Annotated in this window: 12 protein-coding genes; 5 read left to right on the top strand and 7 right to left on the bottom strand. The window is 72.4% G+C overall.

The window, feature by feature from the left end; all coding sequences use genetic code 11:
• Positions 1 to 132 precede the first annotated feature (132 nt).
• The 3 genes from ACICHK_RS17840 to ACICHK_RS17830 all read right to left on the bottom strand — a co-directional run bounded on the left by ACICHK_RS17840 (position 133) and on the right by ACICHK_RS17830 (position 2635).
• A complete protein-coding gene (locus tag ACICHK_RS17840) occupies positions 133 to 990 on the bottom strand; it encodes a helix-turn-helix transcriptional regulator (protein WP_151469303.1) in 858 nt (285 codons plus the stop codon).
• 467 nt (positions 991 to 1457) lie between these two features.
• On the bottom strand, positions 1458 to 2213 hold the full coding sequence (locus ACICHK_RS17835; protein WP_151469302.1) for a GPP34 family phosphoprotein: 756 nt from the start codon (positions 2211 to 2213) through the stop codon (positions 1458 to 1460).
• Between the two features lie 125 nt (positions 2214 to 2338).
• A complete protein-coding gene (locus tag ACICHK_RS17830) occupies positions 2339 to 2635 on the bottom strand; it encodes a hypothetical protein (protein WP_406837689.1) in 297 nt (98 codons plus the stop codon).
• A gap of 7 nt (positions 2636 to 2642) precedes the next feature.
• Between ACICHK_RS17830 and ACICHK_RS17825 the strand changes: the two genes are divergently transcribed.
• On the top strand, positions 2643 to 5108 hold the full coding sequence (locus tag ACICHK_RS17825; RefSeq protein WP_406837688.1) for a serine hydrolase: 2466 nt from the start codon (positions 2643 to 2645) through the stop codon (positions 5106 to 5108).
• Positions 5109 to 5311: 203 nt separating this feature from the next.
• Positions 5312 to 7207 carry an MFS transporter gene (locus tag ACICHK_RS17820; protein ID WP_406837687.1) on the top strand — a complete coding sequence of 632 codons (1896 nt, stop codon included), beginning with the start codon at positions 5312 to 5314 and terminating at the stop codon, positions 7205 to 7207.
• A 22-nt stretch (positions 7208 to 7229) separates the two neighbouring features.
• Here ACICHK_RS17820 and ACICHK_RS17815 read toward each other — a convergent pair whose 3' ends face one another.
• The 4 genes from ACICHK_RS17815 to ACICHK_RS17800 form a co-directional block, all read right to left on the bottom strand.
• A complete protein-coding gene (locus ACICHK_RS17815) occupies positions 7230 to 8174 on the bottom strand; it encodes an alpha/beta fold hydrolase (protein WP_406837686.1) in 945 nt (314 codons plus the stop codon).
• A gap of 204 nt (positions 8175 to 8378) precedes the next feature.
• Positions 8379 to 9245 (bottom strand): MerR family transcriptional regulator, encoded by an 867-nt coding sequence (locus ACICHK_RS17810; RefSeq protein ID WP_406837685.1) that lies wholly within the window; start codon positions 9243 to 9245, stop codon positions 8379 to 8381.
• 70 nt (positions 9246 to 9315) lie between these two features.
• Positions 9316 to 9822, bottom strand: coding sequence for a glutathione peroxidase (locus tag ACICHK_RS17805; RefSeq protein WP_151469299.1), 507 nt, complete (start codon positions 9820 to 9822; stop codon positions 9316 to 9318).
• 9 nt (positions 9823 to 9831) lie between these two features.
• On the bottom strand, positions 9832 to 10878 hold the full coding sequence (locus ACICHK_RS17800) for an ArsR/SmtB family transcription factor (RefSeq protein ID WP_406837684.1): 1047 nt from the start codon (positions 10876 to 10878) through the stop codon (positions 9832 to 9834).
• An 81-nt stretch (positions 10879 to 10959) separates the two neighbouring features.
• Here ACICHK_RS17800 and ACICHK_RS17795 point away from each other — a divergent pair, with 81 nt between their 5' ends.
• From ACICHK_RS17795 to ACICHK_RS17785, 3 genes are all read left to right on the top strand, one after another.
• Positions 10960 to 12192 (top strand): MFS transporter, encoded by a 1233-nt coding sequence (locus tag ACICHK_RS17795; RefSeq protein ID WP_406837683.1) that lies wholly within the window; start codon positions 10960 to 10962, stop codon positions 12190 to 12192.
• 146 nt (positions 12193 to 12338) lie between these two features.
• Positions 12339 to 13214 (top strand): calcium-binding protein, encoded by an 876-nt coding sequence (locus ACICHK_RS17790; RefSeq protein WP_406837682.1) that lies wholly within the window; start codon positions 12339 to 12341, stop codon positions 13212 to 13214.
• Positions 13215 to 13447: 233 nt separating this feature from the next.
• Entirely contained in the window at positions 13448 to 13801 is a 354-nt protein-coding gene (locus tag ACICHK_RS17785) for a hypothetical protein (RefSeq protein ID WP_406837681.1), read from the top strand.
• Positions 13802 to 13867: the final 66 nt, after the last annotated feature.

Below are 13867 nucleotides of genomic sequence, written 5' to 3'. Positions count from 1 at the left end.
GGCCGACGAAGCGACTATTCACTCGACTGGATGGCATATTCCATAGGGGTCTTCCGCGTCAGGGCGGCGACAGTGTAGGGTCCGGCCGCTCATCGACGGGGGCGCCCTGGTGGGACCGCCCCCGCACGCCGGTCAGCGCGCGTATTCCTTCGCGATGTCCGCGATGAACTGGCGCGACTGCTCCACGTTCAGGGCCTGGGCCCGCAGGTGCTCGTACATCACGCTGTACTTCTGGACGTCGTTCGCCTTCTCCAGGTACAGGTCGCTGGTCACGCCCTCGATGTAGACGACGCTGGAGTCGGCCGCGTCGGGGAACTCCAGGATCGCGTACTGGCCGTTGAGGCCCGGATGCGCGCCCATGTCGAAGGGGATCACCTGCACGGTGACGTGCGGCAGCTGGGACTGCTCGACGAGGTACTCCAACTGCTCGCGCATCAGCGCGCGGTTGCCGACGGCCCGGCGCAGGGCGGACTCGTCGAGGACGGTCCACAGGCGCAGCGGGTTGTCGGGGGCGGAGATTCGTTCCTGCCGCTTCATCCGGACCTGGACGCGCTTGTCGATGTCGGCGGGCGCGGTCTCCGGCAGCGCCCCCGCGATCAGCGCCTCGGCGTACTGCCGGGTCTGCAGCAGACCCGGGACGACCTGCGGGTCGTACACGCGCAGGCTCGCGGCGTCGGTCTCGAGGCCGATGTAGACGCTGTACGGGATGTCGCCGAAGGAGTGCCACCAGCCCTGCTGGCGCGAGTCCTTGGCCATCTGCATCAGCGAGTCGACGATCCGGTGGTCCTCGACCTCGTAGACCCCGCACAGATCGCGGACGTCGCGCTGGCTGATGCTGCGTCTGCCGTTCTCCAGACGGCTGATCTTCGACTGCGACACCAGCAGGCGCTCGGCGACCTCCTCGGCCGTCATGCCCTTGAGTTCACGGAGCCGCCGAAGCTCCTGGCCCAGCCGGCGCCGCCGGACGGTGGGATTGACACTTGACGCCACGGGACGTGCACCTCCGGCTGCGGGCCTGTACTTTGCGTATCTGCTGTTGAGCAGATTGCCACCAAGGTGCTTTCTACCGCTGGGAAACGGCGTATATGCGCCGGGTGGGCGCAAGTTCACAGATTCCGCGTGTATACACGGCCGGGCGCTGTCGCCGCGGACCGCGCGAACTCCCCCAGAGGGGACGTGTTCTCCTCGGATGCGGATGCGGATGCGGATGCGGATGCGGCTGCGCGGGGCGGCGGGACCGTGTCGTCGTCCGGACGTACGGTCCCGCCGCCCCGCGCGAGCCTGCGGCTCCCGAACCGGATCATGGGGACTGCGGTGCGGCGCTCGTGCCGTGCGGCTGTCTTACGGCGGTGCTGGCAGTACTGGCGGTGCTGGCGGTGCGGTTGCCGGCGGTGCGGGTGCGATGTGCCGCGGGTGCCGCCGGCGGTGCGTGGTGCCGGTCGCCGTGGGCTCGCGGCTCAGTGGGCCACGGCGCGCGCCATCGAACCGTGGCGCGGTTGCGCCGGAACACCGCGCGCGGGCTCCGGTGCGGACCTGACCCCGGCGGTGGCCGGACGGCCTGCCGGTGCCGGGCCCCGGCGCGGCTGTGCGGCCACACCGCTCTGAACGTCCATCACGGCGTGCGCCACGAGGCCGCCCATGGGGTCGTGCCTGATCAGGTCCCGCAGCCGGGACCGGGACGATCGCCCCTCGTTCCCCGGATACAGGTGCTTGCCGAGACCGACCGCGTGGGCCAGTGCGGCGAGCGCCGCGGTCCGCGGGTCCGGCGGTACGCCGGTGCGGATCGCGTTGTCCAGCCGGGCTCGGATCTCCCGGCTGATGTCCGTGTCCGTCGCTTGGTAGCGAGTCGTCGGAAGGACCCCGCACATCTGGCCCGCCACGGCATGGACCATGCCGCACCTCTCCAGATGCGAGAGATAGGTCTGACGGAGCCCCAGGCGGGGTCCGCCGATCCAGTTGACCGCGCGTACGGGTGCTCCGCGGCGGCGAAGGAGTTCCAACGCACAGTCGAGTGTCGGATCTCCGGTCGGCCGTGGCACCACCACGGCGATACGATCCCCGTCTGGGGCTATCCGTCCGGCCAGCGCCAGCTCCACTAGCTGTGCTCCGGCCAGACCGAGGTCGAGCGACTGCGGCTGTGCGGTGGTACCCGTGGCCGGGTCCAGCGCCAGCAGCAGAAGCTCCTCCGGAATTGTTCTGCGGCTCTTGCCCATCCATGCCTCCCCGCGTGGATGAATGACAGGGTGACCCCTCTCACATTGGTCTGTCGAGAGCACGTGACCGGAATATGAGGGAACCGGCAGGTATGTCGTTCTCGTCTACCACAAGGGTCGAGCCCTCACGCAGGACACTGGTACATGGTTCGGGCAGCGGTGTCCGGGCGGCGGTTCAAGGGTTTGACGGTTCGTTTTCGGCGCGCACTGGGCGCGCGCCGCATGGAGGAGGCATCGGTGGCGGGCGAGTCCCCCGACAGGTCGAAGCAGCACGAGTCGTCGGCGTCGTCGGCAGAAGCGACGCCGGTGACCCCGGCGTCGGTTCCGAGTCCGGCACGGTCGGGCGCGGCGGCGTCGACGTCGACCCAGAGCTCGGCTCCGGCCGATCCCCGGATGGCGATGGCCCGCGAGAGGGCCGCCACGGTACGGGTGGATCAGGCGACGGCGGTGTTCTCCACGAAGGCGCTGTCGGGTGAGGCCTCCGGCAAGGCGGACGCCTCCCGTACGGCGGAGCCGGAGCGTGTCTCCGAGTCCGCCGACGACGACGGTGCTTCCGGGACCAAGAACGCCGAGGGCGACACCCGGCTGCGCGCGGCGGTGGCCGCGTGGGTCGCCGGATCGGACGAGGACGGCTCCGGCTCCGGCTCCGCGGAGGGTGACGGGCCCGAGGAGGACGCCGAGGCGTCCGGCGCGGACACGGACGGCACGGAGGCCTCCGGCGAGGCCGAGGACGCGTCCGCCGACGCCGACGCCGACGCCGACGCGGACACGGACACGGACGAGGACGAGGACGCCGAGTCCGACCGCGACATCGATGCCGACGCCGACACGGACGAGGACGCCGGGTCCGGCCGGGAGCCGGAGGCCGTCTCTGACGGGGCTCCCGCGGACGCCGAACCCGAGGACGAGGACGACGCCGAACCCGAGGACGCCGCCGACTCCTCCGGCGACCCCTCGGACACCCCGGCGGACGAGATCTCGGACACGGTCTCCGACGAGCCGTCCGACGCGAAGACCGACGACGTCCCGGACGCGGAGGCCGTCGAGGACTCCGTCCCCGAGCCCCGCGTCGACCAGGCCACCGCCGTCTTCAGGACTCCCCGGCGCCCGTCCGTGGACCAGCCCACCACGATGCTCAAGCTGGGCGGCGCCGCCCGGAAGCCGGCCGACGAGAAGCCCGCGGCCGACCCGGCGGAGGAGCCCGCGGACAAGTCCGCCGACGAGCCCGGTGCCAAGCCCGCCGGTGCCCCCGTGCGCACCAGCAAGTTCGTCCCCCTGAACCGGCTCGACGACTTCCCGCCGGTGCGCCCGAAGCCCGAGCCCGCCGAGACCGAGAAGCCCGATCCCGAGCCCGCGGCGAAGCCGGAACCCGCCGCGAAGCCGGAACCCACCGCGAAGCCCGAGCCCGCCGCGAAGCCGGAACCCGCGGAGAAGCCCGAGCGGACCAAGAAGCCCCAGTGGGCCGCGAAGTCCGAGTCCGAGCGGACCGCGGCGCCCGCGCCCAAGCCCGCGCCCGCCCCGAAGCCGGTGGACAGACCCGCGGCGGCCACCGCGGCCATTCCGCAGGTCGGTCCCGAGCGCACCACCCAGCTCCCGCTTCCGCCGAAGCCCCCGCTGGACCTGCTCGCCGAGCTGACGAACACCCCGCCGCCGCCGCAGACCCCGGTCCGCACCCTCGTGCGGCGGGTCAAGATCTGGACCCCGCTGGTCCTGCTGCTCGTGCTGGTCTTTGCGGTCGCGCAGGCCTTCCGTCCGCTGCCGGCCGCGGCTCTCGAGCTCAGCGCCGACAGCACGTACACCTTCGACGGCGGCGCCCTCGACCTGCCCTGGCCCGGTCAGGGCCAGTCCGCGATCGAGGTGGACGGCGTGGGCGTCCTCGGGACCGACGGCAAGCAGACCCCCGCCCCCACGGCGAGCGTCGCCAAGATCATGACGGCGTACGTGATCCTCAAGGAACACCCGCTGAAGGGGAACGAGGAGGGCGAGAAGATCACCGTCGACCAGCAGGCCGAGGACGAGTCGAAGCTGCCGGACGAGTCGAAGGCGCCGATGACGAAGGGCCAGCAGTTCACCGAGCGCCAGATGCTCCAGATGCTGATGATCCCCTCAAGCAACAACGTGGCGCGGCTGCTGGGCCGCTGGGACTCCGACGCCAAGAGCTTCGTCGCCAAGATGAACGCCGCGGCCAAGGACCTCGGCATGACGAACACGACGTACACGGACCCGAGCGGTCTGCAGAAGACGACGGTCAGCACGGCCACGGACCAGGTCAAGCTGGCCAAGGAGGTCATGAAGAACGACGTCTTCCGCAGCATCGTGGGGATGGCCAAGGCGGACATCCCGGGGCTGCCCGGCACGATCTACAACAACAACGACCTGCTGGTCCAGCAGGTCGGCGTGATCGGCCTGAAGACCGGTTCGTCGACGCCCGCCGGCGGCAACCTGGTGTGGGCCGCGACCAAGGTCGTGGACGGCAAGACGCAGACGATCTACGGCGCGGTGATGAACCAGGACGCCGGCACCGGCAAGGTCTGGGACAGCCTCCACCTGGCGCTCGTGAACAGCCAGAAGCTGATCGACAAGGTCCAGAAGAGCCTGATCACCGCCACGGTGGTGAAGAAGGGCCAGGTCGTCGGGTACGTGGACGACCAGCTCGGCGGCCGGACCCCGGTCGTCGCCACGAAGAACATGACCGCGATCGGCTGGCCCGGCCTGAAGACGAAGCTGAGCATCGGCGAGGGCGGGTCCGCTGTCCCGCACACCGGCAAGGCGGGCACGGTCGTCGGCGAGCTGAGGGTCGGCGACGGTTCCAGCGAGGCCGTTCGCATCCCCGTCGCGCTCAAGTCGGACCTCGCCGAGCCCGGCTTCGGCGCGAAGGTGACCCGCGTCGGCTGAGCGGACCCGCACCCCGGTGACGTACGCGCGCACGCACCGGTGACGTACGGCGGGGAGCGGCATCCGCACCGCGGTCCGTCGGACGGCGTCCCACTCGGGGACCGTCCGGCGGACCGCGTGCTAGCGTCGCGCTAATCGGGGCTGCTGGCGAGCCGCGGGTCCCGGCCCAGAACGGACCGACGGGACACCGGGAGAACCTTGCAGTGGCGACAGTGGAGCCGACACACGCCGATGACGCGGGCCAGGGGACGGACCCGCGAATACCGCTGCCCGCAGGCGCCCGCGAGGCGGTCCGTGACGTAGGCGCGGACCCGGACCCGGGCGGTGACCCCGCCGCGGGGGAGCCCGGCGGGACCGGGCCGTCCGCACCGGGTTCCCCGGTCGCCACCGCGCTGCGCGGCCTCCTCCGCCGCTACCCCGTCACCGTCTTCACCGTCTTCGCCGGCGTGCTCCACATCGTGTGGTTCTTCACGTTCGCGAACAGTGGCGGCGACCTGGCGGCGCAGGACGCGTGGGCGGAGTTCGTCGGCCGGCACCCGGACTCGGCGTACAACCTCGCCTGGTACGGCGGGATGCACCCCGTCTCCTACAGCGTGGTGTCGCCGTACCTGATGTCGGTGCTCGGCGTCCGCACGACGATGATGATCGCCGGGACGATCTCGGCCGGCCTGCTGACGCTGATCCTCGTCCGCAGCCGGACCGTCCGGAACCCGGTCGCCACGTCGCTCGCGGGTGTCTTCGCGCTGGTCTGCAACGCCATCTCGGGCCGGGTGACGTACGGCCTCGGCACGGCGTTCGCGCTCGGCGCGGTCGCCGTCGTCTTCTGCTGGCCCCACCGCTGGCGCTACAAGCGCTGGGCGAAGGCCCTGTGCGCGGCGCCGCTCGCCGCGCTCGCCACGGCCGCCTCACCGGTCGCCGGACTGTTCGTGGGCCTGCTGGCCGCGGCCATGTTCCTCCAGAAGCGCCGCCCGGGCGCCTACGCCCTCGGCATCGCCCCGACGGTCGTGGTCGGGCTCTCGGCCCTGCTGTTCCCCTTCTCGGGCACCCAGCCGATGACGTTCTTCTCGGTCATCCTGCCGTTCGCGTCCGCGGCCTCGGTCTACTACGTGGTCCCCAAGGAGTGGACGACGGTACGGATCACGGCGGCGGTGTACGGCCTCGCGGTGGTCCTCGTCTGGCTGATCAGCTCCCAGATCGGCTCGAACATCACGCGCCTGGCGATGCTGTTCGCCGGAGTCGCCCTGGTCGCCGCGCTGCCCTTCACCGTGCCGAAGTCGCGCAAGTGGTACGTCACCGTCGTCGCCCTCGTCGGGTTCACCGTGTGGATCGGGATCAAGACGGGGGACGACATCGTGCACACGACCCCCGAGGCGTCCTGGGCGCGCGAGCTGGCCCCCCTCGTCCACCAGCTCCAGCTCGCGGACGCCGAGAAGGGCCGCGTCGAGGTCGTTCCCGCCCGCTCGCACCGCGAGGCGTCCGCCCTCGCCCCCTACGTGAACCTCGCCCGCGGCTGGAACCGCCAGGCCGACATGAAGCGCAACCCGCTCTTCTACGACGACACGCTCAACTCCGCGAACTACCACGAATGGCTGCAGCGCTGGGCCATCCACTACGTCGTGCTGCCCAAGGGCGAGCCGGACGGCGACGGCGGCCAGCGCGAGCGCGAACTCGTCCAGCGGGGCATGCCCTATCTCCGGCAGATCTGGGGCGACGCCAACTGGCAGCTCTTCACCGTCACCGACCCCACCCCGCTCGCCGAGCCGCACGCCGTCGTCGACCTGGCCGAGCAGGGCGAGATGACCATCGAGGTCAAGGAGGCGGGCCGCATCCTCATCCGCATCCCGTACTCGCCGTGGCTGAGCATCGTCGACGAGGACGGCAAGAGCCTGGAGGCGCCCCGGGAGACGAAGGCGTCCAAGCGCCGCGCGGACGGCGCCCCGAAGACGTACGACAACCTCAACGGCTGTCTGACGCCGACGGAGGAGACGGCGGCGGGCGACACGTGGACGGAGCTGCTCGCCCCCAGGCCGGGCACCTACCGGCTCGCGGCGCCGTACCAGCTCCCCCGGGGAACACCGTGCCCGGAGGAGCTGCGCTGAGGCCTTGGGCTGCGCTGAGCGCCTAGCGGTCCTGGAACCGCTCGAACGGGCCGCAGTACGGCAGGCCCGCGTCCTGCGGCCGGTGGTCGCGGAAGAAGCGGACGAGCAGATCGCAGAAGTCCTGGGGCCGCTGGAGATGGGCCAGGTGGCCGCACTCCGTGAGCGTGGTGAACCACGCGCCCGGCAGGTCCGCCGCCACCGAGCGGGCCATGTCGGGCGTGGCCAGCGTGTCGTGCTCGCCGGTGAACACGAGGTACGGGACGGCGGGGACGGGAGCCCGCCGGTACCACTCGTGGGCCAGCAGCCGCCGGTTCCGCTCCACCGTCACGGCGACGTCACGCGGGGTCCGCGCCGCGAACTGCCGGTACATCAGCCGGGTCAGCGCGGCGTGCTTGCGCACGGTGTGCTCGCCGGGCGGCGGCACGAAGCACCGGACGGCCTCCTCGGCGGCCTCCTCGATGCGTTCCTGCTCCAGGAGCCGGACCCACTCCACGAGCGTCTCGGCGAACCAGCCCGGGACGCGGTCCGGCATCCCCTGCACGGCGACCCGGCGCAGCAGTTCCGGACGCCGCTGGGCGAGCCGGAGCCCGACCGCCGCGCCGTAGCACCCCGCGTACAGGTTCACCGGGCCGAGGCCGAGTTCGCGCACCATGTGGGCCGCGCACTCGGCCAGGAAGTCGATCCCGTGCTCCACGGGCAGGAAGTCCGCGTCCCCGAACCCGGGCAGGTCCACCGTGACGACGGTCCCGAGCTCCCCGAGCCACCGCTCGTGCCGCGTCCACGAGTACCGCGTCTGGTCCGAGCCGCCGAGCACGAGCAGCGGCTCCGTGACGGGGGAGCCGAACCGGGAGACCCGCGCGGTGTACGCGTAGCCCTCCCACCGGAGCCGGTGTTCCGCCACTTCCGTGGACGCCCCGCCTCCCGGCGCGGGGGCGGGAACATGGACAGAGGAAGCGACAGAAGGCACAGCGAACTCCCGAGAGGGGACGAGACCACCGAAACTACCCACTCGTACACGGCTCCCGGGCGCGGCGCCCGCAATGTCACACGAAGGTGGGCGCTGCACCGCACCAAGTGGGCGCCGTGACACGGAGGCGGGCGTGGCGCGGCGGCCGTGCCGCGCCGTGCCGTCGCTCCGCGCCCGGTCACGTCACGTCGCGGGGAACGCAGCTCACCTCACCGGGAACGCCACGTCGCACACCGGGTCCTGCGGTCCCGCCGCGTCCCAGTCGGCGAAGTAGATCTCCCGGCACGGGCCGTCGACGGACAGCCCCCGTTCGGCGGCCCAGTTCTCGACCGCCTCGAAGGCGGCGAGGATCTGCGGATGGGCGACCTGGGCCTTGGTGATGCGGGCGAAGGCGATCCGCCGGGCGGGCTCGACCCGGACCCCGGCCCCGCCGGCCCGGCCCTGCCGTTCCGCCCAGGCCCGTGCCGCGGCCTCGTCGGCGACCGGCACGCACGCCTCGGCCGGACCGTCGCTCTCCATGGTGACCTCGGCGTGGTACACGACGAACGGCGGCGCCGTGACGCCCCCCGCCTCCCGGGCGCCCTCCTCCAGCCGTCCCAGCGAGCCGGGGATCCACACCGGCAGCTCGGGCGCCAGGACGTGCCGCTTCTCGGTCAGCACGACCCGCTCGGGCACCTCGGCGGTCTCGACGGCGAACTTCTCGTACATCTCGGAACTCCTCCCGGAAAGACGTCCACGGAGGTAGTCGGCGAGCGCCCGCTGCGAGGCGAACCGTTCCTCGGCGCCCTCCCAGTACGCGGCGAGCAGCGCGGCGGCTTCCGTTCCGCGTGCCTCCACCACGTCCGCGATCCGCGCCAGCGGCATGTCGAGCTGGCGCAGCAGCGCGACGAGCCGGGCCCGTTCGATCTGCCCGGCCCGGTAGTAGCGGTAGCCGCTGGCCTCGTCGACGTACGCCGGGGCCAGCAGCCCCAGCCGGTCGTACAGCCGCAGCGCCTTCGCCGAGAGCCGCGCCCGCGAGGCGAACGCGCCGATGGTGAGCAGGTCCTCGTCCACCCCGTCATCCTCCGTCACCGGGCGCCTTCCGCCCGGTGACAGGGACGCTCCACCTTGCCCCTGGGGCAAGGTCAACGGCGGGGCGGGTTCAGCCGATGGCCTTCTCGACCGCGGAGACCAGCTCCGCCGCCTCCGGCTCGGTCTGCGGCGAGAAGCGGCCGACGACCGAGCCGTCGCGCCCGATCAGGAACTTCTCGAAGTTCCAGCGGATGTCACCGGAGTGCCCCTCGGCGTCGGCGGTGCCCACCAGACGCTCGTACAGCCCGTGCCGCGCGTCACCGTTCACCTCGACCTTCTCGGTCATCGGGAAGGTCACGCCGTAGGTCGCGGAGCAGAACTCGGCGATCTCCTCGGAGCTTCCCGGCTCCTGGCCGAGGAACTGGTTGCAGGGCACGCCGAGGACGGTGAAGCCCTGGTCGGCGTAGCGCGCCTGCAGGCGCTCGAGACCGGCGTACTGCGGGGTCAGTCCGCACTTGGAGGCCACGTTCACGACGAGGACGGCCTTGCCGGCGTACTGGGACAGGTCGGCGGAGCCCCCCTGGAGGGCGCCGATCTCGACGTCGAGCACGGAGGTACCGGTGTTGTCAGTAGTCATAAGCGGATGCTAACTCCGGTAGGTGGCGCTCCCGCCGGTCCGGCCGCTCCGCTCCCCGGGCCCGTCCGGCAATTCCCGTGCTCCGGGCAGGTCCTGGCGCTGCGCTGTGACGAGCACCTCACCGGCGGCCGTGCGCGAGTACAGCACCGACCGTCCCGCCCGCCGCCGTTCCACGAGCCGCGCGTCCAGCAGCACCCGCAGGTGGCGGCCGACCGATCCCAGCCCCTGGCCGGTCACGGCGACCAGCTGACTGGTGGACAGGGGCGAGTCGAGGCGGACCAGGACGCCGGCCCGGGCCGTCCCGAGCAGCGCCCCGAGGCTCTCCGGGACCACCACGGCCCCCGCGTCGGCCAGCGCGCCCGAGCACGGGTAGACCACGGCGTAGCGGCGGGACCCCTCCCAGGACACCCAGCCGGCCTTCGGCGTGACGGGGACGAAGACGAGTTCGGCGCCGGAGATCTCGCGCGGCGGGTACTCGTGGAGGTTGACCTGGAGCCGGTTGCCGCCGAGCCAGCGCGTCCCGGGCCGCAGCCCGTCCAGCGCCGCCGCCCAGCCCCCCTGGCCGAGCCGCGCGGTCCGCGCCACCACGTCGGCCTCCAGGACGCGCCGCCGCCGTTCCCAGTCGGGGCGCACGGCCTCCTCCCAGACGGCGGTGAGCAGCGCGGCGGCCCGCTCGGGCAGATCGTCGCGGTCCGCGAGGGCGGCGGGCAGCGGACCGCCCACCGCGCGGACGAGATGGGCGCGGGCCTCCTCGGGCGCTGCCTCCCGCACCCGGGCGACCTCGGTACCGAAGGTCTCGTCGCCGTACGGGGTCGGGGTGAGGAAGTCGGCGATCCACTCCCGCCCGAGCCCGCACCGCACGAGCAGCGCGGTGACCGGGTCGGCGGCCAGCCGCCCGCGGTACGCCGGGAGCCGGGCGTCCAGCCAGGCGCGTTCACCGGGGTGCGTGGCGGTGTCCGTGTGCAGCAGCTTCAGACAGGCGAACGTCTCGGCGAGGGGCGACAGCACGAAGCGGCTCCCGGCGAGGGTGTCGGCGTTCACCTGCCACCAGCCCATGCCCGGCCCCCTCCCGCCCCTGACGTTTCGCACCCGCGCGAAACAGTATCGACCGCCCGGGCGGCCCCGCAGACTCCGCGGATGCGCAGCTACTCCGAGCTCTTCCGCACGCGGGAGTTCACCCCGCTCTTCCTGTCCTCCTGTCTCCGGACCGCCGCCTCGACGGTGAGCGGTCTGGCCCTCGGCACCCTCGTCCACCGGGCGACCGGCTCGCCGCTGCTCACCGCGCTGAGCATGTTCGGGCCCTCGCTCGCCCAGGTGGCCGGCGCGACCACCCTGCTCTCGGCCGCCGACCGGCTGCCGCCGCGCGCGGCGGTGGCGGGTGTCGCGCTCGTCTTCGGGCTCGGCACGGCGGTGATGGCGGTCCCCGGTCTCCCGGTTTGGACGGTCTTCGCCCTCCTCCTGCTCCTCGGCCTGGTCCAGTCCTTCGGCGGCGGGGTCCTGTGGGGCCTGCTGACCGAGATCCTGGCCAAGGAGGGCTATCTGCTGGGGCGTTCGGTGTTCAACATGATGAGCGGGCTGGCCCAGATCACCGGGTACGCGGCCGGAGGCGTCCTCGTGGTCCTGCTGTCCCCGCGCGTCACGCTCCTCCTGGCGGCCGGGCTGTACCTGGCGGCCGCCCTGACCGCCCGGCTCGGTCTGACGCCCCGGGCCCCCCGCGCCTCGGGCCGCCCGTCCGTCGCCCGGACCTGGCACGCGAACGCCCGCCTCTTCTCCTCACCGGAGCGCCGCACCCTCTACCTCCTGCTCTGGGTGCCGAACGGCCTGGTCGTCGGCTGTGAATCGCTGTACGTGTCGTACGCGCCGGGCCGGGCCGGCGCGCTGTTCGCCTGCGCGGCCCTCGGCATGTTCGTGGGCGACGTGACGACCGGACGCCTGCTGCCGCCCCGGGTCCGTGCCCGTCTGGGCATCCCGTTCCTGCTGCTCCTCGCGACGCCGTACCTCTTCTTCGTCCTGCGTCCGGGAGCGGCCGTGGCGGCGGCCCTCGCCGCCCTCGCCTCGATCGGCTTCGGGGCGAGCCTGATCCAGCAGGAACGGCTGGTGGCCCTGATCCCCGACGAGCTCAGCGGCCACGCCCTCGGGCTCCACACGGCGGGCATGCTGACGATGCAGGGCGTGAGCGCGGCGCTGGCGGGCGTGATCGCCCAACTCGCCTCGCCCGCAACGGCGATGACGGTGATGGCCGCCGCCTCGATCGCCGTGACGCTGAGCCTGGCCCCCGCGCTGCTCCGGCGCCGCGCCACGCCCCCGGAGTGCCAACGTCCGAAGCCGTCCGCACCAAGGGGACGGCAATCGGAGATGAACTCTCCCTGAACCGAAGGAAGTCGTACGACAGGGGTCACAACCCCCCATCCCCCACCGACGTCGAACGGGGTGCCTGGGCACACCGGAGCGCCCACGGCCCCGCAACGACAGACCCGCCGAGCCGCCAGGCCGCGGAAACCCGACGAGGGGGAACCATGTTCAGCCGTCGTACCGCCGTCCTTCCGAAAGCGCTGGCGCTCGCCGCGGCCACGGTCGCCGTGTCCGCGGCGGTCGCCGTCCCGACGGCGACCGCCGCGGACTCCAGGACCGCCAAGGCGGTCTCCACCGGCCAGAAGCTGTACTACACGGCGGCCGCCGGACAGACGAACCACCTGAAGATCTCCTGGGCGCTCGGCGCGACCGACCCCGACTCCCAGCTCGCCGACTACATCTACACGTTCGACGACACGGTGAAGATCTCCCTCGGCGCGGGCTGTGTCCGTCCCGCCTCGGGCGACACCACCCAGGCGGTCTGCACGGTCACCGAGCCCAACACCTCGGGCTCCGACCTCGACACCCTGATCGTCAGCCTCGGGGACGGCAACGACACCGCGACGGTCGACCCCGACAACCACGGGTACTCCCGCATCTACGGCGGGACCGGCAACGACACCCTCACCGGCCACGGCCGTGACGTCCTCTACGGCCAGGACGGCAACGACCGCCTGTCCGGGGGCGGCGGCGTCTACGGCGAGGGCGCCTTCGGCGGCGCGGGCGACGACACCCTCACCTCCTGCGGCTACACCTGCCACGGCGGCGCGGGCAACGACGTCCTGAGCGGCGGTGTCAGCGAGGCCGACGGCAGCTACGTCGACTACGACAACGGCCTGTTCGGCGACGACGGCAACGACACGATCCACGGCAACGCGGGCGCCGACAACATCCAGGGCGGCCGCGGCAACGACCGCCTCTACGGCGACTCCGGCAACGACAAGATCTACGGCAACAGCGGCAACGACCTCCTGCACGGAGGTTCCGGCACGGACACCCTCTCCGGCGGCCCGGGAAGCGACCGGGTCCACCAGAACTGAGAGGGGCGGAGGAGGGCCGCGCTCCGGCCCGGGGGCCTCCGTGGCAGGAGGCCCCCTTCGGAGACTTCCACGGCCGCGGAGGCGCCCGCGGTGAGCGTACGAGGCCTTCCGCGGGCGCCGGAGTGCCCCCGCACGCTCTGTCCGGTGCGGCCCGGCGGGTGGAACGATCCCGGTGCCCGGTACCGGCGGGGAACGCCTTCGGCCCCCGTGGAGATGTGAGCGGCGCCGAACGGATGTCTGCCGGTTCCGAGAACGACGGCACCACTACGAACAGCAAGGGGCTGGACATGGCGATCGTGATGTCGATGCACTGGGCGGAAGCCACGCCGGAGCAGTACGACACGGTGCGGGACGCGGTCCAATGGGAGGAGGTCCCGGGGGCCGGCGGCCAGATGCACGTGGCCTGGTTCGACGCCCGGGGACTGCACGTCACCGACGTCTGGGAGTCCCAGCAGGCGTTCGAGACCTTCTTCGCCGAACGCCTCGCCCCCGCGGTCCAGAAGGCCGGGATCACCGGTACCCCCGACACGTCCTTCCACCCGCTGCACCGGCGCTACATCGCCCCGGACGTCAGCGGCGCCGCCTAGAGCCGGAAACGGAGCGTCCCACGGGAACGGCCGGCATCCGCACCGAGCGGTGCGCATGCCGGCCGT

The organism is Streptomyces sp. AHU1 (assembly GCF_045343905.1).
Lineage (GTDB): Bacteria > Actinomycetota > Actinomycetes > Streptomycetales > Streptomycetaceae > Streptomyces > Streptomyces triticiradicis.
Note: the sequence above shows the minus strand (reverse complement) of the source record. Positions and strands in the feature narration are given on the sequence as shown.